The 22,161-nt window shown below is 67.8% G+C and carries 22 protein-coding genes and 1 pseudogene; 12 read left to right on the forward strand and 11 right to left on the reverse strand.

Annotated elements, in window-relative coordinates; translation table 11 throughout:
* A partial coding sequence (locus tag AVKW3434_RS23390) for an integrase core domain-containing protein (protein ID WP_284407735.1) occupies nucleotides 1–189 on the forward strand: 189 nt, incomplete at its 5' end.
* A 45-nt stretch (nucleotides 190–234) separates the two neighbouring features.
* Here AVKW3434_RS23390 and AVKW3434_RS23395 read toward each other — a convergent pair.
* The 4 genes and pseudogenes from AVKW3434_RS23395 to AVKW3434_RS23410 all read right to left on the reverse strand — a co-directional run.
* Nucleotides 235–423: pseudogene (locus AVKW3434_RS23395) on the reverse strand (aminotransferase class V-fold PLP-dependent enzyme); the annotation flags it as partial.
* 116 nt (nucleotides 424–539) lie between these two features.
* Nucleotides 540–947 (reverse strand): hypothetical protein, encoded by a 408-nt coding sequence (locus AVKW3434_RS23400; RefSeq protein ID WP_284407736.1) that lies wholly within the window; start codon nucleotides 945–947, stop codon nucleotides 540–542.
* Nucleotides 947–1,363 carry a hypothetical protein gene (locus AVKW3434_RS23405; RefSeq protein WP_284407737.1) on the reverse strand — a complete coding sequence of 139 codons (417 nt, stop codon included), beginning with the start codon at nucleotides 1,361–1,363 and terminating at the stop codon, nucleotides 947–949. Before AVKW3434_RS23405 ends, AVKW3434_RS23400 begins: the two co-directional genes overlap by 1 nt.
* Nucleotides 1,360–2,250 (reverse strand): DUF6402 family protein, encoded by an 891-nt coding sequence (locus AVKW3434_RS23410; RefSeq protein WP_284407738.1) that lies wholly within the window; start codon nucleotides 2,248–2,250, stop codon nucleotides 1,360–1,362. Before AVKW3434_RS23410 ends, AVKW3434_RS23405 begins: the two co-directional genes overlap by 4 nt.
* A 169-nt stretch (nucleotides 2,251–2,419) precedes the next feature.
* On the opposite strand from AVKW3434_RS23410, the gene AVKW3434_RS23415 reads away from it, so the two are divergent.
* The 3 genes from AVKW3434_RS23415 to AVKW3434_RS23425 all read left to right on the forward strand — a co-directional run bounded on the left by AVKW3434_RS23415 (nucleotide 2,420) and on the right by AVKW3434_RS23425 (nucleotide 5,262).
* Nucleotides 2,420–2,569: a hypothetical protein gene (locus AVKW3434_RS23415; protein WP_284407775.1), complete on the forward strand. Its 150-nt coding sequence runs from the start codon at nucleotides 2,420–2,422 to the stop codon at nucleotides 2,567–2,569.
* Nucleotides 2,570–2,582: 13 nt separating this feature from the next.
* On the forward strand, nucleotides 2,583–3,215 hold the full coding sequence (locus tag AVKW3434_RS23420; protein WP_284407773.1) for a response regulator: 633 nt from the start codon (nucleotides 2,583–2,585) through the stop codon (nucleotides 3,213–3,215).
* Between the two features lie 94 nt (nucleotides 3,216–3,309).
* Nucleotides 3,310–5,262 carry an EAL domain-containing protein gene (locus AVKW3434_RS23425; RefSeq protein ID WP_284407739.1) on the forward strand — a complete coding sequence of 651 codons (1,953 nt, stop codon included), beginning with the start codon at nucleotides 3,310–3,312 and terminating at the stop codon, nucleotides 5,260–5,262.
* A gap of 16 nt (nucleotides 5,263–5,278) precedes the next feature.
* Here the strand turns inward: AVKW3434_RS23425 and AVKW3434_RS23430 are convergent, their stop codons facing one another.
* Nucleotides 5,279–6,529: a urate hydroxylase PuuD gene (locus AVKW3434_RS23430; RefSeq protein ID WP_284407740.1), complete on the reverse strand. Its 1,251-nt coding sequence runs from the start codon at nucleotides 6,527–6,529 to the stop codon at nucleotides 5,279–5,281.
* A 222-nt stretch (nucleotides 6,530–6,751) separates the two neighbouring features.
* Nucleotides 6,752–7,594: a xanthine dehydrogenase accessory protein XdhC gene (gene xdhC / locus AVKW3434_RS23435; protein WP_284407741.1), complete on the reverse strand. Its 843-nt coding sequence runs from the start codon at nucleotides 7,592–7,594 to the stop codon at nucleotides 6,752–6,754.
* 144 nt (nucleotides 7,595–7,738) lie between these two features.
* On the opposite strand from xdhC, the gene AVKW3434_RS23440 reads away from it, so the two are divergent.
* Nucleotides 7,739–8,227 carry a hypothetical protein gene (locus tag AVKW3434_RS23440; protein ID WP_284407774.1) on the forward strand — a complete coding sequence of 163 codons (489 nt, stop codon included), beginning with the start codon at nucleotides 7,739–7,741 and terminating at the stop codon, nucleotides 8,225–8,227.
* 37 nt (nucleotides 8,228–8,264) lie between these two features.
* Here the strand turns inward: AVKW3434_RS23440 and uraH are convergent, their stop codons facing one another.
* A complete protein-coding gene (uraH, locus tag AVKW3434_RS23445; protein WP_284396223.1) occupies nucleotides 8,265–8,615 on the reverse strand; it encodes a hydroxyisourate hydrolase in 351 nt (116 codons plus the stop codon).
* A gap of 273 nt (nucleotides 8,616–8,888) precedes the next feature.
* Here uraH and AVKW3434_RS23450 point away from each other — a divergent pair, with 273 nt between their 5' ends.
* Nucleotides 8,889–9,323 carry a VirK family protein gene (locus tag AVKW3434_RS23450; RefSeq protein ID WP_284407742.1) on the forward strand — a complete coding sequence of 145 codons (435 nt, stop codon included), beginning with the start codon at nucleotides 8,889–8,891 and terminating at the stop codon, nucleotides 9,321–9,323.
* 142 nt (nucleotides 9,324–9,465) lie between these two features.
* Here AVKW3434_RS23450 and AVKW3434_RS23455 read toward each other — a convergent pair whose 3' ends face one another.
* Nucleotides 9,466–10,938 (reverse strand): cellulase family glycosylhydrolase, encoded by a 1,473-nt coding sequence (locus AVKW3434_RS23455; protein WP_284407743.1) that lies wholly within the window; start codon nucleotides 10,936–10,938, stop codon nucleotides 9,466–9,468.
* Between the two features lie 252 nt (nucleotides 10,939–11,190).
* On the opposite strand from AVKW3434_RS23455, the gene ggt reads away from it, so the two are divergent.
* Nucleotides 11,191–13,002, forward strand: coding sequence for a gamma-glutamyltransferase (ggt, locus tag AVKW3434_RS23460; RefSeq protein ID WP_284407744.1), 1,812 nt, complete (start codon nucleotides 11,191–11,193; stop codon nucleotides 13,000–13,002).
* Between the two features lie 142 nt (nucleotides 13,003–13,144).
* Here ggt and AVKW3434_RS23465 read toward each other — a convergent pair whose 3' ends face one another.
* Nucleotides 13,145–14,506 carry a glycerate kinase type-2 family protein gene (locus AVKW3434_RS23465; protein ID WP_284407745.1) on the reverse strand — a complete coding sequence of 454 codons (1,362 nt, stop codon included), beginning with the start codon at nucleotides 14,504–14,506 and terminating at the stop codon, nucleotides 13,145–13,147.
* Between the two features lie 84 nt (nucleotides 14,507–14,590).
* On the opposite strand from AVKW3434_RS23465, the gene AVKW3434_RS23470 reads away from it, so the two are divergent.
* Genes AVKW3434_RS23470 through AVKW3434_RS23485 form a run of 4 tightly spaced genes read left to right on the forward strand, consistent with a single transcriptional unit; the run spans nucleotide 14,591 to nucleotide 19,269 of the window.
* Complete coding sequence (locus tag AVKW3434_RS23470; protein ID WP_272567766.1) at nucleotides 14,591–15,256, forward strand: GntR family transcriptional regulator; 666 nt, start codon at nucleotides 14,591–14,593, stop codon at nucleotides 15,254–15,256.
* Nucleotides 15,257–15,263: 7 nt separating this feature from the next.
* The gene (gene puuE / locus AVKW3434_RS23475) at nucleotides 15,264–16,247 is read left to right on the forward strand and encodes an allantoinase PuuE (RefSeq protein WP_284407746.1); all 984 of its coding nucleotides are present in this window, start codon (nucleotides 15,264–15,266) and stop codon (nucleotides 16,245–16,247) included.
* Nucleotides 16,248–16,252: 5 nt separating this feature from the next.
* Nucleotides 16,253–18,028: a 2-oxo-4-hydroxy-4-carboxy-5-ureidoimidazoline decarboxylase gene (uraD, locus tag AVKW3434_RS23480; RefSeq protein ID WP_284407747.1), complete on the forward strand. Its 1,776-nt coding sequence runs from the start codon at nucleotides 16,253–16,255 to the stop codon at nucleotides 18,026–18,028.
* Nucleotides 18,025–19,269 (forward strand): M20 family metallopeptidase, encoded by a 1,245-nt coding sequence (locus tag AVKW3434_RS23485; RefSeq protein ID WP_284407748.1) that lies wholly within the window; start codon nucleotides 18,025–18,027, stop codon nucleotides 19,267–19,269. The genes uraD and AVKW3434_RS23485 overlap by 4 nt, the downstream gene beginning before the upstream one ends.
* A 44-nt stretch (nucleotides 19,270–19,313) precedes the next feature.
* Here the strand turns inward: AVKW3434_RS23485 and AVKW3434_RS23490 are convergent, their stop codons facing one another.
* Both AVKW3434_RS23490 and AVKW3434_RS23495 read right to left on the reverse strand, forming a co-directional pair.
* Nucleotides 19,314–19,709: a hypothetical protein gene (locus AVKW3434_RS23490; RefSeq protein WP_284407749.1), complete on the reverse strand. Its 396-nt coding sequence runs from the start codon at nucleotides 19,707–19,709 to the stop codon at nucleotides 19,314–19,316.
* Nucleotides 19,710–19,713: 4 nt separating this feature from the next.
* Entirely contained in the window at nucleotides 19,714–20,601 is an 888-nt protein-coding gene (locus tag AVKW3434_RS23495) for a DUF6402 family protein (protein ID WP_284407750.1), read from the reverse strand.
* A 256-nt stretch (nucleotides 20,602–20,857) separates the two neighbouring features.
* On the opposite strand from AVKW3434_RS23495, the gene AVKW3434_RS23500 reads away from it, so the two are divergent.
* The gene (locus tag AVKW3434_RS23500) at nucleotides 20,858–22,141 is read left to right on the forward strand and encodes a C4-dicarboxylate transporter DctA (protein WP_284407751.1); all 1,284 of its coding nucleotides are present in this window, start codon (nucleotides 20,858–20,860) and stop codon (nucleotides 22,139–22,141) included.
* Nucleotides 22,142–22,161: the final 20 nt, after the last annotated feature.

Here is a 22,161-nt window from a genome sequence, read left to right on the forward strand (position 1 = left end):
GGCATCCTGAAGATGGAATTCCTGCTGCACCGCCCCGCAAACATCCAGCAGGCAAGGACCATGGTGAGCGAGTCAGTGCGCCTGTACAACGAGCAGCGGCCCCACCTGTCCCTAGAATACAAAACGCGCGATGCGGTGCACCGGGCGTCTCTTGCAAGCCAATTACGGCTAGGGTTCAGTCCCGCATAGGTGTCAACCTATTCCAGGACGGGTCAATGCGGCCGCGCTGCCGGATCAGATCTTGCGCGACAGGTCCCACATGGCATCGACCAGCAGGTCGATGTCGCGCGCGTCGTGCCACAGGTGGGTGGAGATGCGCACGCCGTAGTGGTTGGCCGGCGCGCCGATGACGGGAAAGTCGGCATTGCGGATCACGAAGCCCTGCGGGTATTCGCTCAGCATGCGCGCCACGAAGGCGGCGGCATCAGGACATTTCTAGTCGTGATGAATGATGCGCCGCACGATGGATGCTTTGTGAAGCTCAAGGAGATAGACGCTCCGAGGGCTGTCTGTTTTCATAAGCTGCCTCGACCGCCACTTCACGAGCGCCCCTCGCAACTGAGCAGCGGCGAAGGCGGCGTGCATTCCGATGGAAGTTTTTCAAAAACCACATCGCGGCCCATGTGCACCCTGTTCACGGGGCCGGGCGTGTCCACGTCCCAGACGATGGCGTCGTTGTGCCACAGATCGACCACGGGGCTCTCGCCGAGCAGCGCCCTGGACTCGAATCGGTGCAGGCGCACCACGGCCGGCTTTTTCATCTCGGGGTGTGTGATCCGCTGCCACCAGGAGGCGTGGTAGATGTCCACTCGGTACACATACCGGGGGCTGTTGTAGCGGTTGTAGAGCGTTGGAGTGGAAACGTACCACGCCAGGAACAGTGCGGCGTGCAATGCCAGCCACCAGGCGATGCACGGGATTTTCTTCAACAAGGAAAGCATCTTCATCACTTGCCGAAATTCTTCTGGCACTCGGGCAGATGCAAATCCTGCTCGGCGCATTCCAGCGGAACGTTCTTGAACTCCACATTCATGCCCACGCTCACTATTTGCAGGTCCTTGGGGGGGTCCACGAACCACATGATCTGGCCATTGCCGTCGCTCATATCGACCACCTCGCTTTCGCCCAGCAAGGCCCGGGGCTCCACCTGGTACAGACGTGCAAATTTAGGCAGCCTGAAATCGTAATGAACGATGCGCTGCAGGATGGACGGGTCATAGATCTCCAGGCGGTACGCCATGCGGGGGCTGTTGTAGCTGTAGCGGAAAGTGGGGTCGGACAGATACCAGCCTGCCAGAAGCAACAGGTCCAGTGCCAGGCACCACGCAATGCACGGCACCTTCTTGAAATCGGGGAACTTCATGACCACTCCAGTGGGATAGGAAAAGGCAGGCGAACCCGATGCACGTCGGACAGAATGATGAAGTCCCCGCCCCGTCCGTACATGCCGCGCCATCGGCGAAAGTCCTGATTCTGAACCCAGTAGGCATGGCCCCGTGCTTGGGCCTCTTCCTCATTCGCCCACTGTTCAGAAATCGACACGCGTCCCCCCAGGTCGATGCGGCTGACGCCCCCATACCCCCAGAAGCCCAAGGGCTGCGAGAGGAAGGGATGGTCGCCATCGTTGAAATCGTAGGAGTCTCGCAAGTAAAAGCCCAGTTCATCGATCAGGATGGCCGTCTTTCCAGCGCCTTTGGAAGTGACGACGCCGGACACCGCCACTTTGAGTGTCGCCTCCCCCATCGCGCCGTAGAAGTCGTCCAGCGGATCGCTCAAACGCCCCACCTTCAAGATATTCACCTGGTAACTTGCATCCACCGCCTTGGCAGGTTGGCCCAGGGAGCCGAACCGCCAAGACGATTGAGGGCGCCCCCTGCCCTGCTTTTCCACCTGTTTCCTCAGTTGTGACAAACCCGCAGCACTGGCCCACTGCGCCTGCAATTTCGCCATGGCCGTACGCACCCGCGCGAAACCCATCGCCCAGGCCATGGAAACGGTGCTGTCATCCAGTTGTACGGAATTCAATGTGAAGGTTTGATGGGGCGCATCGCCCAACTTCATCGCATCGGGCATTTCGAAAGCCGCCCCGCGAAACCACCGCTCCATCAGCGCCGCCGCCACCGGCCACCCCATGCGCGAGCGCATCACGCCGGGAATATCGTCGAGCTGAAACAGCCGCACTTTGGGCGGCAACTTTTTCTGCAGTTGCGCGCGCAACTGCTCCTGGTCCACCTTGACCACCTCTTTCATGCACCCTCCCTTTTCCCGGCATCGCTTGTTTTTGGAACTGCGGATTCTAGGAAGAAAGGTGGCGCAAAACCCAGGGTTCATCGTCTTTATAGTTACGCAGCGTAACTATAAAGACCTCAGAAGCGAGCGACACTGTGGGAAGCCACGCCACGACCGCAAGCGCGGAACGATGGACCTGAGCTACACCTGCGCCGCCGGAACAAGTGCAGCCAGTTGCACGAGGGATCTCGGCGGCACGCGCGTGCTGGCCGTGCTGCCGCTGCAGGGCGACAACGACTCGCCCTACCCCGGGTTCGAACCGTCGCAGGTGCCCGCATGAGTGGCGGCGCCCCATCCGCGTGCTGCTGGTGGACGACCACCCGCTGGTGCGCGACGGCGTGCGCATGCGGCTGGAGGCCACGGGCCACATCCGCGTCGCGGGCGAGGCGGGCGGCGGGCAGGAGGCCGTGGACCTGGCCGCCGCCCTGCTGCCCGACATCGTGGTGACCGACATCCGCATGCCGGATGCGAGCGGCATCCACCTGGCCACGGTGTTCCGCGACCGCTTTCCGCAGGTGCGCGTGCTGGTGCTGTCCATGCACCACGATGGCGAATACGTGCGCCGTGCGGCCGCGCTGGGCGTGCGGGGCTACGTGCTCAAGGACGCGCCGGCGCGCCAGCTGGTGGAGGCGATCAAGGCGGTGCACGCCGGCGGGCGCTACTTCAGCGAAGGCGTGCAGGCCCTGCTGTACGAGGCGCCGCCCGTTCCAGCGCCGTCGGGCCGCGCGCTCACCCCGCGCGAGGCCGCCGTGCTGGAGCTGCTGGCCGAGGGCCGATCCAACAAGGACATCGCCCAGCGCATGGGCACCTCGGTGCGCACGGTCGAGACCCACCGCCTGCACCTGCGCCGCAAGCTGCGCATCGAGGGCCAGGCGGCGCTCGTCAAATACGCGGTGGACTACGCCGACCTGCGCAGCGACCCGTGAGCGGCGTGGGCGATCCCTGGCGGCATGGCACCTGTCATTTCGCTGTCACGGCGCACAGCTATGGTCCGCGGTGAAATTGTGTAAGGTTGTAACCATGATCGATGCATCTCCCCGGGGCCGGCGCGATGCCTTGCTGGCGGCGTTGTCGCCCGGGGTGCGCAACGGCCATGGGCCGCTGGCGCAGCTCATGCGCGGCGACGGCCTGCACTGTGTCTTCCAGCCCCTGGCCGATCTGCGCGAGGGCGGCATCTACGCGCACGAGGCGCTGATCCGCGGCCCGGAGGGCACGCCCCTGCACACGCCCGATGCGCTGCTGCGCTGCGCGGGCGAAGAAGGCCTGCTGCAGGACTTCGAGCTGCTGTGCGTGTTCATCGCGCTGCAGCAGTGGGGCGTGCTGGGCGCGGCCGGCCGCCTGTTCGTGAACATCAGCGCCGATGCGCTGGTGCGCGGCGTGGCGCTGTGCGGTGGCGCCTCGCTGGCCGAGGCCGCGCAGGCGATGGGCGTATCGGCCCGCATGGTGGTGCTGGAGATCACCGAGCACGAGCGCGTGACCGACATGGAGCCGCTGCGCCACGCGCTGAAGGAAGTGCACGCCAGCGGCGCCCGGCTGGCACTGGACGACTTCGGCGACGGCCGCTCCAGCCTGCGGCTGTGGTCCGAGGCCAAACCCGACTTCGTCAAGATCGACAAATACTTCGTGCGCGACCTGGGCGCGCACCCCGAGAACCTGCAGATGCTGCAGGCCATCAAGGGCATCGCCGACGTGTTCGGCACCACGCTCATCGCCGAGGGCATCGAGACGCAGGAAGACCTGCGCGCCCTGCGCGACCTCGACATCCCCTACGGCCAGGGCTACCTGCTGGGCCGCCCGGCCCCGCTGCCCCGCGACACCATCCTGCTGCCCGCACTCGATGCGCTGCGCGACCGCCGCGTGGCCGTGCTGCCGCACCTGGGCCAGAACGTGCGGCCGGGCATCCTGCGCAACCTGCTCGTGGTGCAGGCGCCCACGGCCACGCCGGAGACCCGCAACGACACGGTGGCCGGGCTGTTCAAGGCCCATGCCGACCTGCACGCCATGGCGGTGGTGGACGGCACGCGGCCCGTGGCGCTCATCAACCGCCAGCAGTTCATGAACCACTACGCCACGCTGTACTTTCGCGAGGTGCACGGGCGCAAGCCCTGCATGGCGTTCGCCAACCACGCACCGCGTGTGGTGGAGCTCGACTGCGACGTGGACCAGCTCGTGGGCATCCTTACCTCGCAGGACCAGCGCTACCTGAACGACGGCTTCATCGTCACCGACAACGGCCGCTACGTGGGGCTGGGCACGGGCGACCAGCTGGTGCGCAGCGTGACCGAGGCGCGCATCGAGGCGGCGCGCCACGCCAATCCGCTCACCTTCCTGCCGGGCAACATCCCCATCAGCCTGCACATGCAGCGGCTGCTGGACAGCGGCACCGAGTTCGTCGCCTGCTACGCCGACCTGAACCACTTCAAGCCGTTCAACGACTACTACGGCTACTGGCGCGGCGACCAGATGATCCGCCTGGTGGCGCGCCTGGCCGTGGCCCACTGCGATGCGCAACGCGACTTCGTGGGGCATGTGGGCGGCGACGACTTCATGCTGCTGTTCCAGAGCACGGACTGGCTGCACCGCTGCCAGCGGATCGTGGACGAGTTCGCGCAGGAGGCCCTGGCCCTGTTCGACGACGCCTCGCGCAAGGCCGGCGGCATCTGGGCCGAGGACCGGCACGGCGTGAAGCGCTTTTTCACCTGCACCACGCTGTCGATCGGCGCGGTGCGCATCACGCCCGGCACCATCGCGCATGCGGAAGAAGTGGCCAACCTTGCGGCCCTGGCCAAGCACGATGCCAAGCTGGCCGCGAGCGGCTTGGCCTGGCGCGACGCGGCGGACGACTCGGAGGCGGACGGCCACGATCGCGGCCCCGCCCGCATCGGCGGGATGGGCGCGGACCGCGCCATCGCCCCCCGGCAGGGCGCCCCGCTCGGCGCACGCAAAGCCGCCGCCCGCGTCGCGACGGACTGAGCGCCCCCGGGCCGCGTCAGGGCACCGGTGCGCCGCCTTCGAACCAGCGCCGCACCACGTCGCGCTCCTCGTCCGTCATGCCGGTGGCGTTGTTCATCGGCATGAGCTTTTGCACCACGGCCTGCTGGTAGATGGCCTGGGCGTGCTGTTTGACCGACGGGGCCGAATCGAGCCGCAGGTTCTTCATCTGCACCTGCTCGCCGTGGCACAGGAAACAGCGCTGCGCCAGAACGGGCTGCAGCTTTTCGTAGCCGATCGTGCCCGATGCCGGCGGATTGCTTGCCCCCTTAGCTATCAAATCAGTAGCATTTCCTGCAGCCACCGGGGTGGCGGCCGGTGGCACGGGCCGCATCCACACGATGGCGCCGACGATGGCCGCCACGCCCACCAGCGCGTAGGGCAGCGGGTTGCCGTTGCGTCCGAGCTTGTGGCCGTGGCGCATGACGAAGAACTGCCGGATGGCCGCGCCGGCGAACATCATCACGATCAGCACCAGCCAGTTCTGCGGGTGGCTCCAGGTGAAGCTGTAGTGGTTGGACAGCATGGCGAACAGCACCGGCAGCGTGAAGTACGTGTTGTGCACGCTGCGCTGCTTGCCGCGCTGGCCGTGGACCGGGTCCACGGGCTGGCCGGCCTGGATGGCGGCCACCATCTTTTTCTGCCCCGGAATGATCCAGAAGAACACGTTGGCGCTCATGGCCGTGGCGATCATCGCGCCCACCAGCAGGAAGGCCGCCCGGCCGGCGAACCAGTGGCAGGCCAGCCAGGAGGCCACGCACACCAGCCCGAACACGAGCGCGCCGACGATGGCGTCGCCGTTCCTGCGCCGCCCGAACAGGCGGCACACGGCGTCGTACAGCAGCCAGAAGACGACCAGAAAGCCCAGCGCCGCGCCGATGGCAGCGGGCGGCGCCCAGTCCATGCGCGATTTGTCGATGAGGTAGGTGCCCGCGCTCCACAGGTACGACACGGTGAACAGCGCGAAGCCGCTCAGCCAGGTGCTGTAGCTTTCCCAGTAGAACCAGTGCAGGTGCGCGGGCAGTTTCGGCGGCGAGACGGCGAACTTCACCGGGTGGTAGAAGCCGCCGCCGTGCACGGCCCAGAGCTCGCCGCTCACGCCCTGCTTTTTCAGGTCGTCGTCGACCGGCGGCGTGAGGCTGCTGTCCAGGAAGACGAAGTAGAACGACGAGCCCACCCAGGCGATCGCGGTGATGACGTGGACCCAGCGCAGCAGCAGGTTGGCCCAGTCGAGGAGATAGCTTTCCATGTGTCTCAGCCTCGGCGGCGCACGAAGGCGCCATGGGGGCGGCGCGCGGCGCACCACCCGGTCAACCTGCTCACCACTGCGGGCGCTCTGAGCAGAAGAAAAGGCCGCGCACCTGGGGGCTGACGACACGCATCGGCTCCCGGCACCGCTGCGACCTGTGCCGCGAGTGTATGCAGGAATCGTTCCTGCCGAACGCCCGGCGCGGCACGGCGGCGTGCGGATTTACCCGGGCTGCGCGGGGTCCGGCGGCACCGGCAGGGCCAGCAGTTGCGCCGCCACCGACACGGCGATCACCTCCGGCTCCTTGCCCGCGATGCCGGGCAGCCCGATGGGGCAGGTGACCCACGCCAGCTCTTCGGGCGCGAAGCCGCGCGCGGCCAGCCGGTGCGAGAACGTCGCCCACTTCGTGCGGCTGCCGATGAGCCCGATGAAGGGCAGGTCGCCCCGTTCGCGCTGGCGCAGCAGGCAGGCGGCCACCACGTCCAGGTCCTCGGCGTGGCTGAAGCTCATGATGAGCACGCGCGAGCCCGGCGCGAGCGACGGCACGGCGGCGTGCACCGGATCGGAGTGCTCGCACGCCACGCCTGGCGGCGCCTCGGCCGGGGCCACGGGGAATGCAGGGAACACGCTGTCGCGGCTGTCGATCCAGGTCAGGGCGAACGGCAGGGCCGAGAGCACGCGAACCAGCGCATGCCCCACATGGCCCGCGCCGAACAGCGCCACGTGCGTGCGCCGGGGCGCCAGCCGCTGCGCCAGCGCGGCACGCTCGCCCGGCCCCACCACGGTGAACCGCAAGAACACCACACCGCCGCAGCACTGGCCCAGGCTGGGTCCGAGCGCGAACCGCAGCACGGCGGGGCCCCCCTCGCCCGCCAGCCGGCGGCGCGCCTGGGCGATGGCATCGAACTCCAGCCGCCCGCCGCCGATGGTGCCGGCCAGGCCATCGGCCAGCACGGCCATCCACGCACCGCTTTCGCGCGGCACCGAGCCTTGGGTAGACTCCACCTCCACCATGCAGGCCGGGCCGTGCGCCAAGCCCTCCAGCAAACGATGCAACGCCGCCATCACCATCCGAGTCCTCCGGTACGCCCCGCGCAACGGCAGCACGGGCACCGCACAGCATAGCCACAGCGAGACCTGCCCATGCCCACCCCTTCTCCTGAACGGCCCCACCGCCGGCCGCGCGGCCGGTGGCTGGCGGCCAGCGTCATGGCCGCCCTGGCATCCCTCATCGCGGCCTGTCGGTCATGGGGACCGGAACCGACGCCCCCGCCCGCCAAGGCCGCGTCGGACACCAGCAGCCCGCTGGAGAAGGAGGTGGTGGGCCCGGTGCCCGCCGAGCAAGGCTCCGCGCGCCCCTCGGCCGCTGAAACGCCCCGCGCCTACCGGCAGGACGCCGCCACCCACCTGTACGGCCTGAACGCCCACCGCATCTACAAGGGCAAGCTGCCGCCCTTGCTGTACGCCATCGGCACGCTGCAGGTGGACATCGACCGCGCCGGCCGCGTGACCCGGCTGAACTGGATGCGCGCGCCGCGCCATGCGCCCGAGGTCATCGCCGAGATCGAGCGCACCGTGCGCGCCGCCGCGCCCTACCCCGTGCCCTCGCGGATGGGCAAGGTCACCTACACCGACACCTGGCTGTGGCACAAATCCGGGCGCTTCCAGCTCGACACGCTGACCGAGGGCCAGCTCTGAGCGGGGCCTGCGCCCCGGCCCGCCCGGCGGCCCGCGCTCAGGAGCCGCGGTAGGTGGAGTAGCTCCATGGGCTGACCAGCAGCGGCACGTGGTAGTGCTGGTCCGCGTGGGCCACGCCGAAATCGAGGCTCACCTGGTTCAGGAAGTTCGGCTCGGGCAGTTGCACCCCCCGGCTGCGGAAATAGCCCGCCACGTCGAACGTGAGGCGGTAGGTGCCCGCGCGCAGGCTGGCGTTGTCGAACAGCGGCGCATCGGTGCGGCCATCGGCGTTGAGCACCAGCCGCTGCAGCAGCGTGGCGGCCTCGCCATGGGTGGCATACAGGGCCACGGCCATGCCCGCCGCGGGGCATCCGTGCATGGTGTCGAGAACGTGGGTGCTGAGGCCCATGGGCCATCTCCTTGGGGTGGATTGAAGGGATCGGAAACCGCCCCCGCCGGCAGCGCGGCGAGCGGACGACCCGCCGAGTATGCATGGCCGCCATGGCCCGCACGGCGCGCCTGCCTCATACCCCAGGCGGTTTGTCCGAATATCTTTCGGACATTTACAAAAATGCTTTTCGGCATACAAATCCGGGCGATTTTCCTGCCATGGCCTGGATATCATCGCCACGCTTGAATTTTCAAGCCGCGATATTCAAAACCATGAATGGAGGTTTTTCCAATGCAACGTCTTGCTGCCGTTTTGCTGGCTTCTTCGTTTTCCCTGATGGCCCTTCCGGCCAGCGCCAAAAGCCGGCTCGATAATCCGGCCGACATCCAGCAGGCTCTGGCCGCCGGGGACGCGGTATCGGTCACCATCGACCTCTCGCTGTGCACCCCCAACTCCGCCAACGCCACCCCCAGCCGCACGCGCGGCGGCCTGCGCATCGAGGCCTACCGCATCGTCGAAGACGGCACGCTGTCCTTCAGCGACGCCCATTTCACCGTTGCCCGCGACGGCCTGCCGATCCAGCAGCTGCTGCGCTACCAGGTGCGCCCGGACGGCACCATCGACTTCACCATGTTCGTCTTCGACCTGCCCGGCTACCAGCAGCGCGCCGAACCGCTGGCCTACCGCTGCGCGATCAACCAGGGCCTGCGCTTTCACGCCGATTAATCCCACCAAGGATTGACAAAGCACACCGCCCCGCCGATCCCAACGATCGGCGGGGCGGTGCAGGGTGATTTTCAAACCGCGGCCACCCCATATTCAGGGCGGCATTTTTGCGGATTATCGCAGCCGTTGAAGGCCCGCCGCGTCAGCGCGCCGCGCAGAAACCGAATTCCGCCTTCGCGCCGGGGGCCAGCGTCTTGTTCCAATCCACGCCCGAAGCGTGGAGCGTGCTGCCCGATTGCGACCACACGGCGTTCCAGAGGTTGTTGACCGTGCCGGTGATGGTCAGGTTCAGGGCCCAGTCGCCCGCCGCGCCGCCGGTGTTGGTGACCTGCACGCGCTCGCAGTAGCCGGTGTTCCATTCGCTGTCCACGATGACCTGGGTGCTGAAGCTGGCGCCGCCCGTGGGAGGGGTGGTCGGCGGCGTGGTGGGCGGCGTCGTCGGGGGCGTGGTCGGAGGGGTGGTGGGCGGTGTGGTCGGCGGCGTCGTGGGAGGGGTGCTGGAGCCGTCGCCCCACAGGCGCTGGAGCAGCGTGACCTTGTCGGTGCGCACCGTCGTCCAGTCGTCGTTCAGGATGCCGCCCGTGTCGCCGCTGTTGGGGTTCCACGACCAGTAGAAGCCGCTGCGGATGCCCTTGCCGATGAGGTAGTCCACCAGCTTGTTCTGCCAGGCCACGTCGCGGGCATCGCCCTGGCCGAACTTGCCGCCGAACTCGCCCAGCAGCACGGCGTGGCCGGCCTGCACGAAGCGGCCGAAGTGCTGCTCCCAGATGGCGGGCATGTTGTCGGGGAAATTGGAGGCACCGAAATACGGCTGGCCGTACACGTCCGGCCCGTAGGCGTGCGGCGCGAGCAGCAGGCGGTCGGCCGGAATGTTCAGCGGCGTGCACTCCAGCGGCTCCAGGCTGCCGCCCCACCAGTGGCCGCCGCTGCTGGAGCAGCTGGGGTTCTCCGCCACGCCTTCCACCACGATCAGCCAGCGGGGCGCCACCTGCAGCACGGCGGCCGAGGCGCGCTCGGCCGCGCGGTTCCAGTCGGTGGCGGCGTTGCCGGTGCCCCAGGTGGCGGCGCCGTGCGGCTCGTTCTTGATGTCCAGGCCGATGACGCCGGGCACGCTGGCGTAGCGCTGCGCGACGAAGGTCAGGTCGGTGATCCACTGCTGCTCGCTGTACGAGCCGGTGTACCAGAGCTCGGAAATGCTCTGGCAGTCGGGTGTGTGGTGGTCCAGCAGCACGTACATGCCGCGGCTGCTCAGCTCGTTCACCACCTTGTCCAGCACCTGCAGGGCGCTCAGGCCCTGCAGGTCGGCGTTGCGGCCGTAGTCGATGCTGTTGGGCGGCGTGCCGCGCAGCGTCTGCGGGCAGAACGGCAGGCGCACGGCATTGAAGCCCTGGCCCTGCATCTGCGTGATCATGTCCTTCCAGTTGCGCGCCCACAGCCCGTGGACCACGTTGGTGTTGGTCTCGAAGCCGAACCAGTTCACGCCGCGCAGCTGCACGGCATTGCCGTTGTCGTCCACCACCTTGCCGGCATCGATCGCATAGCTCCAGGACAGGCTGCTGGCCGCCAGCAGGCAGCCGCCCAGCACGAGCTTCTTCAGTAAGGATTTCATCGCCATGTCGCACCTCCGTGGTTGAAAGGAAGGCCCGCCGGAGGGCCGCGACCACGGCCAACATTCTTCCTGGCGGAAACCGGCTGACATGCTAGGGCCAGAGTTCCCTGTCAAAGTGCAACTTTTCAACGCAGACGTTCGCAAATGCAAATGGGAGGTGCGCCGACAGGCGCTGCCGCAGGGAAGCGGCAGGCAACTTCTCTACACTCGCCACGGCGCCGCCGCTGGGCGTCCACCGATTCATAACGAGGAGAGAGCATGAACCCCATCCAACGCACGCTGCTGGCCAGCAGCCTGGCCCTTGCCCTGGCCAGCCTGGCCGCCTGCACCAACCTGCCCACGGCCGGCCCCGGGAGCGCCGAGGGTGCACCGCCCGCCCCGCCGCAGGCCGTGCAGCAGACGGCTGCGGCCCGCGCCGCCGGCAGCTCCTACGACTTCGACATGGATGTGTTCCACCCGGTGGTGGCGCGCAACGGCATGGTCTCCACCGAACAGGAACTGGCCTCGCGCGTGGGCCTGGACATCCTCAAGGCCGGCGGCAATGCGGTGGATGCCGCGGTGGGCATCGGTTTCGCGCTGGCCGTGGTGCTGCCCAATGCGGGCAACCTGGGTGGCGGCGGTTTCATGATGGTGCACGACGCCAAGACCGGCAAGGACGTGGCGCTCGACTTCCGCGAAGTGGCGCCGCAAAAGGCCACCCGCGACATGTACCTCGACGCCAGCGGCAACGTGGTGGACGGCAAGTCGCTGTACACGCCCTACGCCGTGGGCGTGCCGGGCACGGTGGCGGGCATGGAGCATGCGCTCAAGAACTGGGGCACGCTGCCGCTGTCGCGCGTGATCGCCCCGGCCATCGCGCTGGCGGACAAGGGCTTTCCCGTCAGCCTCACGCTGGCCAAGACGCTGCACCAGGAGAAGGCCAACATGGGCAAGTGGCCGGCGACGCGCCAGATCTTCTGGCGCGGCGACAGCCCGCTCAAGGTGGGCGACCGGCTGGTGCAAAAGGACCTGGCGCAGTCGCTGCGGCTCATCAGCCAGCAGGGCGCCAAGGCGTTCTACCAGGGCCCCATCGCGCGCCGCATCGCCGCCGAGATGGCGCCCCACCCCGGCGCCCTCACGCTGCAGGACCTGGCGGCCTACAAGGTGGTCGAGCGCGAGCCGGTGCGCGGCACCTACCGCGGCTACCAGATCGTGACCATGCCGCCCCCGTCCTCCGGCGGCGCGCACCTGGTGCAGATGCTGAACATGCTGGAGCAGTGGCCGCTGTCGCAATGGGGGCAGAACAGCGCGCAGACGATCCACTACATGGCCGAGAGCATGAAGCTCGCCTACGCCGACCGCTCGGAGTACCTGGGCGATCCGGACTTCGTGAAGATCCCGCTCAAGGGCCTGACCTCCAAGGCCTACGCGCAGTCGCTGGCCAAGGGCATCAGCCCCACCACGGCGCGCCAGGCCAAGGACATCAAGCCCGGCCAGCCCCAGCCGTACGAGAGCGACCAGACCACGCATTACTCGGTGGTGGACAAGGCGGGCAACGCCGTGGCGGTGACCTACACGCTCAACACCAACTTCGGCAGCGGCATCGTCGCCAAGGGCACCGGCATCCTGCTGAACAACGAGATGGACGACTTCTCCGCCAAGCCCGGCGTGGCCAACACCTACGGCCTGGTCGGCGGCGATGCCAACGCGGTGGCGCCCAACAAGCGCCCGCTGTCGTCGATGACGCCCACCCTGGTGCTCAAGGACGGCAAGCCCATGCTCGTGACCGGCAGCCCCGGCGGCGCGCGCATCATCACCACGGTGCTGCAGACCATCGTGAACACCATCGACTTCGGCATGAACCCGGCCGAGGCCGCCTCGGTGCCGCGCGTGCACCACCAGTGGACGCCCGACGAGCTGCGCGTGGAAAAGGGCCTGAGCACCGACACCCTGTCGCAACTGCAGGCCCGCGGCCACAATATCGCCGTGAAGCCTTCGATGGGCCGCACGCAGACCATCCAGTTCCACGACGGCCTGCTGTACGGCGCCTCCGACCCGCGCAACCCCGACGGCGAGACGCTGGGCTACTGATGCTGGGCTGCCGGCCCGCGGCGTTCCCCGCCCTGCCAGGCCGCGCTCCGCGAGGGGCGCGGCCTTTTTTCATGGGAAACCGCGTCGGCGGGAAGATTCAAGCCAAAAAGGCCTGCAGCGCAGATTCCACTAGGGCATTCCGCTATTGAATCAATAGCACCCTGAAATCGTTCACATTGGTGTGCGTGGGCCCGGTGACCACCAGGTCGCCCAGCGCCGAGAAAAACCCGTAGGCGTCGTTGCGGTCCAGGTGGCGGGCCACGGCCAGGTCGGCCGCCCGCGCCCGTGCCAGGGTGTCGGGCGTGACGAGGGCGCCGGCGTTGTCCTCCACGCCGTCGATGCCGTCGGTGTCGGCCGCCAGCGCCCACACGCCCGGCTGCCCCTGCAGCGCCTGCGCCAGGCCCAGGCAGAACTCCCCCGCCCGGCCGCCCCGGCCCCGGGGCACGCCCTCAGCGCGCGGGCGCACGGTCACCGTGGTCTCGCCGCCCGACAGGATGACGCAGGGGCGCGCGAACGGCTGGCCGCGCTGCGCCACCGAGCGCGCCAGCGCCGCGTGCACGCGGCCCACCTCGCGCGACTCGCCTTCCATCTCGTCGGACAGGATGTACGCCGCCACGCCGGCCGCGCGCGCCGCCGCCGCGGCGGCCTCCAGCGACTGCCGCGGCGCGGCGATCAGGTGGACCGCGTGGCCGGCGAAGGCCACGGCGCCGGGCTTGGGGGTCTCCAGCGCGCCGGCCTGCAGCGCCGCATGCACCGGCGCGGGCAGGTCGATGCGGTAGCGCGCCAGGATGTCCAGCGCCTCGGCGCAGGTCGTGCCGTCGGGCACCGTGGGGCCGCTGGCGATCACGGCGGGGTCGTCGCCCGGCACGTCGCTGATGGCCAGGGTGACCACGCGGGCCGGCGCGCACACGGCCGCCAGCCGGCCACCCTTGATGCGCGACAGGTGCTTGCGCACGCAGTTCATCTCGGCGATGCCGGCGCCGCTCTCCAGCAGCGCGCGGTGGATGCGCTGCTTTTCCGCCAGCGTCAGGCCCTCGGCCGGCAGGGTGAGCAGCGCGGAGCCGCCGCCCGAGATCAGGCACAGCACCAGGTCATCGGCCGTGAGCCCCTGCGTGAGCGCCAGCATGCGCTCGGCCGCCGCCAGGCCCGCCGCATCGGGCACGGGGTGTGCGGCTTCCACGATCTCCACGCGCTGCAGCAGCCCGGGCGGCCGCTCGGGCACATGGCCGTAGCGGGTCACGACCAGGCCCGACAGCGGCGCATCGGCCGGCCACAGCGCCTCCAGCGCGTGCACCATCGAGCCGCCCGCCTTGCCCGCCCCGAGCACCAGCGTGCGCCCGCGCGGCGGCGGCGGGGGCAGGTGCGCGGCCAGGCCATGGGCCGGCAACGCGGCGTGCACGGCCACGTCGTACAGATGGCGAAGGAACGCGGCCGGCTGGCTGGCCGGCGGCGACACGGGCAAGGCCGGCAGGCCGGCGGCGGCAGGGGTCTTGGGGGTGGTCATCCCCGGATTCTGGCCGAACGGGTCGGCGCCACATCGTCTACCGAAACTGTATACACATTGCCGGGCCACGGCTATCATGCGCCGATGGAAACCTCCACCACCAGTGCCATCGTCGGCGACCTGACGCGGGCCATCGTCGAGCACCGGCTGCTGCCGGGCGCCAAGCTGGCGGAGCAGAAACTGGCCGACCATTTCGGCGTCTCACGCACGCTGGTGCGGCAGGCGCTGTTCCAGCTGTCGCAAAAGCGGCTGGTGCACCTGGCGCCCGCGCGCGGCGCCTTCGTGGCCGCGCCCTCCGCCGACGAGGCGCGGCAGGTGTTCGCCGTGCGCCGCATGCTGGAGGCCGAGATGACCCGCGCCTTCGTGCGCGAGGTCACCCCCGCCCGCATCCGCGCCCTGCGCGAGCACGTGGCCCGCGAGAAGGCGGCCGTGGACGGCGCCGACGTGCAGGACCGCACCGAACTGCTGGGCGACTTCCACGTGCGCATGGCCGAGCTGATGGGCAACCAGGTGCTGGCACAGATGCTGCAGGAGCTGATCTCGCGCTGCGCGCTCATCACGCTCATGTACCAGAGCGCCGACGAGGCCGCGCACTCGCACGACGAGCATGCCGAGATCGTGAAGGCCCTGGCCGCGCGCGACGAGGAGCGCGCCGTGCGCCTGATGGACGCGCATCTGCTGCATGTGCAGGACAGCCTGATGTTCGACCGCAAGCTGCCCCCAAACGACATCTCCATGGCTCTTTCGTGAGGACCCGATGACCGCCGCCCCGATCTACGACGCCACCCTGCCCTACCCCCGCGACCTCGTGGGCTACGGGCGCAATCCGCCGCACGCGCGCTGGCCGGACAACGCCCGCATCGCCGTGCAGTTCGTGCTGAACTACGAGGAAGGCGGCGAGAACGCCGTGCTGCACGGCGATGCCGGCAGCGAGCAGTTCCTGTCGGAAATGTTCAACCCGGCCAGCTACCCCGACCGGCACATCAGCATGGAGGGGATCTACGAATACGGCTCGCGCGCCGGCGTGTGGCGCCTGCTGCGCGAGTTCGAAAAGCGCGGCCTGCCGCTCACCGTGTTCGGCGTGGCGACGGCCTTGCAGCGCCACCCCGACGTCACCGCCGCCTTCATGGAACTGGGCCACGAGATCGCCTGCCACGGTCTCAAGTGGATCCACTACCAGAACGTGCCCGAGGCCGTGGAGCGCGCCCACATGGCCGAGGCCCTGGCCATCTTCGAGGCGCTCACGGGCCAGCGGCACGGCGCGCCCGGCACGGTGCACGGCGCGGGCTGGTACACCGGCCGCGACAGCCCCAACACCCGCCGCCTGGTGGCCGACCACGGCGGCTTCGCCTACGACAGCGACTACTACGGCGACGACCTGCCCTTCTGGATGAAGGTCGGCCGGACCGACGGCAGCACGGCCCGGCAGCTCATCGTGCCCTACACGCTCGACTGCAACGACATGCGCTTCGCGCTGCCCCAGGGCTACTCGCACGCCGACCCGTTCTTCCAGTACATGAAGGACACGTTCGATGCGCTGTACGCCGAGGGCGACCCCGCCGGCGACGACCGCCCCAAGATGATGAGCATCGGCATGCACTGCCGGCTGCTCGGGCGCCCGGGCCGCATCACCGCGCTGCAGCGCTTCCTGGACCACGTACAGCGGCACGACCACGTGTGGGTGTGCCGCCGCATCGACATCGCACGCCACTGGGCTGAGACCCATCCCTGCCCGGAGTGAACGCCATGCCCCTCACCCTCGAACAACTGAATGCCGCCGCCCCCGAAGAAGCCGCGCGCCTGCTGGACGGCCTGTACGAGCATTCGCCGTGGATCGCCGCGCAGGCGCTCGCCGCGCGGCCCTTCCGCTCGCTCGCGCAGTTCAAGCACGCGATGGTGCGCGTGCTGGCGCAGGCGCCGCGCGAGGCGCAGCTGGCCCTGGTGCGCGCCCATCCGGAACTGGCGGGCAAGGCCATGGTGGCGAACGCGCTCACCGCCGAGTCGGCCCGCGAGCAGGGCACGGCCGGCCTCACGCAGTGCACACCCGAAGAGTTCGCGCGCATCCAGCAGCTCAACGCCGAGTACAACGCGCGCTTCGGCTTCCCGTTCATCCTCGCGGTGCGCGGCCCGCGCGGCACGGGGCTGCCCCGGCAGGACATCATCGACACCTTCGCTCGCCGGTTCACCAACCCGCCGGACTTCGAATTGGCCGAGGCGCTGCGCAACATCCACCGCATCGCCGAGATCCGCCTGAACGACCTGTTCGGCGTGGCGCCCACGCTGGGCAACGGCGTATGGGACTGGCAGGAAACCCTGGCCCAGCACAGCGACCCGGGCTTCGCCGAAAAAGGCCAGCTCACCGTCACCTACCTGACCGATGCGCACCGCGCCTGCGCGCAGCGCATCAGCCACTGGATGCGCGACTGCGGCTTCGACGAAGTGGCCGTGGACGCGGTGGGCAACGTGGTGGGCCGCTACCACGGCGCCACGCCCGATGCGCCGCTGCTCATGACCGGCAGCCACTACGACACCGTGCGCAACGGCGGCAAGTACGACGGCCGGCTGGGCATCTTCGTGCCCATGGCCTGCGTGCGCGAGCTGCACCGCCAGGGCCGGCGCCTGCCCTTCGGCATCGAGGTGGTGGGCTTTTCGGAGGAGGAAGGCCAGCGCTACAAGGCAACGTTCCTCGGCTCGGGCGCGCTCATCGGCGACTTCGACCCGGCGTGGCTCGACCAGAAGGACGCCGACGGCGTGACCCTGCGCGAGGCCATGCAGCATGCCGGCCTGTGCATCGACGACATTCCGAAGCTGCAGCGCGACCCGGGCCACTACCTCGGCTTCGTCGAGGTGCACATCGAGCAGGGCCCGGTGCTCAACGAACTGGACCTGCCCCTGGGCGTGGTCACCTCCATCAACGGCAGCGTGCGCTTCGTGGGCGAGATGCACGGCATGGCGAGCCACGCCGGCACCACGCCCATGGACCGCCGCCGCGATGCGGCCGCGGCCGTGGCCGAACTCATCCTCGCGGTGGAGGCGCGTGCCGCGCGCGACGGCGACTCGGTGGGCACCGTGGGCCTGCTGAACGTGCCCGGCGGCTCCATCAACGTGGTGCCGGGCCGCTGCCAGTTCAGCCTGGACCTGCGCGCCCCCACCGATCCCCAGCGCGATGCGCTGGTGGCCGACGTGCTGGCCGCGCTGCAGTCCATCGCCGCGCGGCGCGGCCTGCACTACACGCTGGAGGAGACCATGCGCGCCGCCGCCGCGCCCAGCGCACCCGCGTGGCAGCAGCGCTGGGAACGCGCCGTGGACGCGCTGGGCGTGCCGGTGCACCGCATGCCCAGCGGCGCCGGGCACGACGCCATGAAGCTGCACGAAATCATGCCGCAGGCCATGCTGTTCGTGCGCGGCCTGAACAGCGGCATCAGCCACAACCCCCTGGAAAGCACGACCAGCGACGACATGCAGCTCGCCGTCGACGCCTTCTCCCACCTTCTGAACCAACTGGCCACCGAAACCCCATGAGCAGCACCTACCAATCACTGGACGCCTGGATCGACCAACATTTCGACGAAGAAGTGCGCTTTCTGCAGGCGCTGGTGCGCGTGCCCACCGACACGCCGCCCGGCAACAACGCCCCGCACGCCGAGCGCACGGCCGAGCTGCTGCAGGCTTTCGGCTACGAGGCCGAGCGCCACCCCGTGCCCGAGTCCGAGGTCAAGGCCTACGGCATGGAATCCATCATCAACCTCATCGTGCGCCGGCCGTATGGCGAGGGCGCCACCGCCGCGGGCGGCCGCACCGTGGCGCTCAATGCCCACGGCGACGTGGTGCCGCCCGGCGAAGGCTGGACGCACGACCCCTACGGCGGCGAGATCGTGGACGGCAAGATCTACGGCCGCGCCACCGCGGTGAGCAAGAGCGATTTCGCCAGCTTCACGTTCGCCCTGCGCGCCCTGGAGGCCGTGGCGAAACCGACCAAGGGCGCGGTGGAACTGCACTTCACCTACGACGAAGAGTTCGGCGGCGAACTGGGCCCGGGCTGGCTGCTGCGCCAGGGCCTGACGCGGCCCGATCTGCTGCTGGCCGCCGGCTTCAGCTACGAGGTCGTCACGGCGCACAACGGCTGCCTGCAGATGGAGGTGACCGTGCACGGCAAGATGGCCCATGCCGCCATTCCCCACACTGGCGTGGACGCGCTGCAGGGCGCGGTCGCGATCCTGAACGCCCTCTATGCGCAGAACGCCCGCTACCAGCAGATCACATCGAAGGTGGATGGCATCGAGCACCCCTACCTGAACGTCGGCCGCATCGAAGGCGGCACCAACACCAACGTGGTCCCGGGCAAGGTCGTGTTCAAGCTCGACCGCCGCATGATCCCCGAGGAAAACCCCGCCGAGGTCGAGGCCGCCATCCGCCAGGTGATCGCCGAGGCGGCCGCGGGCTGCGCCGGCATCACCGTGGATATCAAGCGCCTGCTGCTGGCCAATGCCATGCAGCCCCTGCCCGGCAACGCCCCGCTGGTGGCCGCGCTGCAAAAGCACGGCGAGGCACTCTTCGGCCAGCCGATCCCGGCCATGGGCACGCCGCTGTACACGGACGTGCGCCTGTACGGCGAGGCCGGCATTCCCGGCGTGATCTACGGCGCCGGCCCGCGCACCGTGCTGGAGTCGCACGCCAAGCGCGCCGACGAACGCCTGGACCTGGAAGACCTGCGGCGCGCGACCAAGGTGGTGGCGAGGACGCTGCACGATCTGCTGGGGTGAGGGGTAGGTGACTGCGGGGGCGGTGGCAGCGGTGGCCCCGCAGGTCAGGGCATGACGGCGGAGTCGGGCAACCGAGGGCAATCGGTGCATTCGGGTGGGATGTTTTCGAAGACGATGTCACGCCCGACCTGCACCGCATTGACGGGCGGATTCAGCCACCAGTAAAGTTCGCCATTCATCCAGAGGTCTGCCACATTACTTTCACCCAACAGCGTTTCAGGCTGGATGCGATAAAGACGTGCAAAACCAGGCATCTTGAATTCGTGGTGAACGAGGCTTTGCAGGTATGACGCTTCGTAGTACTCGATGCGGTACACCTTGCGGGGACTGATGGACGTGTGAAATAAATGCGGTTGAGAACCCTGCCAGATCCCCGCTGCCAGCCCTGTGAAAATCAGCAGCCAAAAGATGGTCCTCAAGTGATTGCGAATGTTTTGCATGTGATCACCAAGAAAACTTCTGAGGAAAAGGCAATTTGATCCGATGCACGTTCGAAAGAACCATGAAATCACCACCGCGATGATTTTTCTCTCGCCACCGACGAAAGTCTTGGTTCTGCACGACGTACTTACGGCCTTGGACGGATGAAGGAGATTCGTCTACCGTCATGTCCTCGATGGGTACGTTCCATTGAGTACGAACACCGCACTCCATGCCATTGAACCCCCAACAACCCAATGGCTGAGAAATGAAAGCTCTACTGTCGTTGAAATCGTATGCGTCCCGCAGATAGAAGCCTAGTTCGTCAACTTCCACATCAACGCGCCCCCGCCCGTGAGAAGTGACTATTGCGGAAACGGCCACCTTGAGTTGCGCTTCTCCCATCGCTCCATAAAAATCATCCATCGGATCACTCCACTGGCCAAAAACCAAGAAATTCACTTGGCAGGTATTTTCAAGAAGCTTTGCAGGCAGCGCTAAGTTTCCTAAACGCCAGCACTTTTGGACACCAATTTGGTCGCCAACACGACGCTTCAACATCGCCAGCCCCGCTGGGCTTGCCCAAGTTGCCTGAAGCCTTGCCACAGCCGCTTGTACCCGGGCGAAGCCAAGCGCCCATTGCATTCTCACGAGATGTTCTTCCAGTTGAGACGAAGGTAGCTGACTCAATCGATGGCCATCCGCGCTGGCTTTCACTTCGGGAGTGAGTTGGTAAGCCGCCCCGTTGAACCACCGCTCCATCAGGTTCGACGCCACCGACCACCCCAGCCGGGAGCGCATCACATTCGGAATGTCACGCAGTTGAAAAAGCCGTGTGGCGTACTTGGGTGCGATCTTGCGCGCCAGTTCAGCGCGCAGTGCCTCCTGCGGCACCGTCACGATGTCGTTCATGGTCATTCCTCCCGTTTTTATTCCTGTCTTCATTTGACAGGCGCGGATGATAGAAGCGCTTGGAGGGCGAATGGCCCATCAGCAATTGATTAATAGTTACCAATCGCAAGCCCGCTTTTGCCCCTCATCAAGCCGCCGCACTACCGCCGTGCCTCCACGCCACACGCGGGATAACCCCCAGGCCGACGGGCCGGCGAATGTCTACATTTCTTGTATGCAAGATTGGTAAACCAACAAGGCGACTTTCGGAGATCCCATGCAACGCTTCTTCCGTTCCCTGTTTGGCCGGGTGGTCCTGGCCCTGATCGCCGGCGTCATCGTCGGTCTGCTGTGGCCCCAGTGGGCGGTGCAGCTCAAGCCCTTGGGCGACGGCTTCATCAAGCTCATCAAGATGTTGATCCCGCTCATCGTGTTCTGCGTGGTGGTGCATGGCATCGCGGGCACGGGGGATCTGAAGCGGGTGGGCCGCGTGGGGATCAAGTCGCTGATCTATTTCGAGGTGGTCACCAGCGTCGCACTGGTCCTGGGGCTGGTGCTGGCCTTCGTGTTCGAGCCGGGGGTCGGCATGAACGTGGACCCGCGGGCGCTGGACGCCTCGGCCATGGGCGCCTATGCCGACAACGCCAACAAGCTGGCGGGCGGCGGCTTCAGCGACTTTTTGCTCAAGCTGATTCCCAACACGGCGATCAGCGCGTTCTCCACGGGCGACGTGCTGCAGGTGCTGCTGTTTTCCATCGTGTTCGGCTGTGCGCTGTCGCTGGTGGGCGAGCGCGGCGCGCGGGTGGTCTCGCTCATCGATGATTTTTCCGCCGTGCTGTTCAAGGCGATGGGCCTGATCATCCAGCTCGCGCCCCTGGGCGTGCTGGGGGCCATCGCCTTCACGGTGGGCAAGTACGGCATCGGCTCGCTCAAGCAACTGGGCCTGCTGGTCGCGCTGTTCTATGCGGCGGTGTTTATCTTCGTGGTCGTGGTGCTGGGGCTGATCATGCGGTTTTCGGGCTTCAGCCTGTTCAAGCTGCTGCGCTACCTGCGCGAGGAGCTGGCCGTGGTGTTCGCCACCACGTCGTCCGACAGCGTGCTGCCACAGGTCATGGCCAAGCTCAAGCACATGGGCATCCGCGACTCGACCGTGGGCCTGGTGATTCCCACAGGCTATTCGTTCAACCTGGACGCGTTCTCGATCTACATCACCCTGGCGGCGGTGTTCATCGCGCAGGCCACGAACACGCCGATTTCCATGGCGGACCTGCTGACGATCCTGGCGATCTCGCTGGTGACGTCCAAGGGCGCGCACGGGGTGCCGGGCTCGGCCATCGTGGTGCTGGCGGCCACGCTGCATGCGATTCCGGCCATTCCCGCGATCGGCTTGGTGCTGGTGCTGTCGGTGGACTGGTTCATGGGCATCGCCCGCGCGGTGGGCAACCTGATCGGCAACTGCGTGGCCACGGTGGCCATCGCCTCGTGGGAAGGCGACATCGACCGGAGCCGAGCACATGCCGTGCTGGATGGCAAGGCGCTGGATGCGCCCACGGACGTGTAGTGCGGCTTCCACACACATTC

The organism is Acidovorax sp. SUPP3434, from assembly GCF_030159015.1.
GTDB lineage: Bacteria > Pseudomonadota > Gammaproteobacteria > Burkholderiales > Burkholderiaceae_C > Paracidovorax.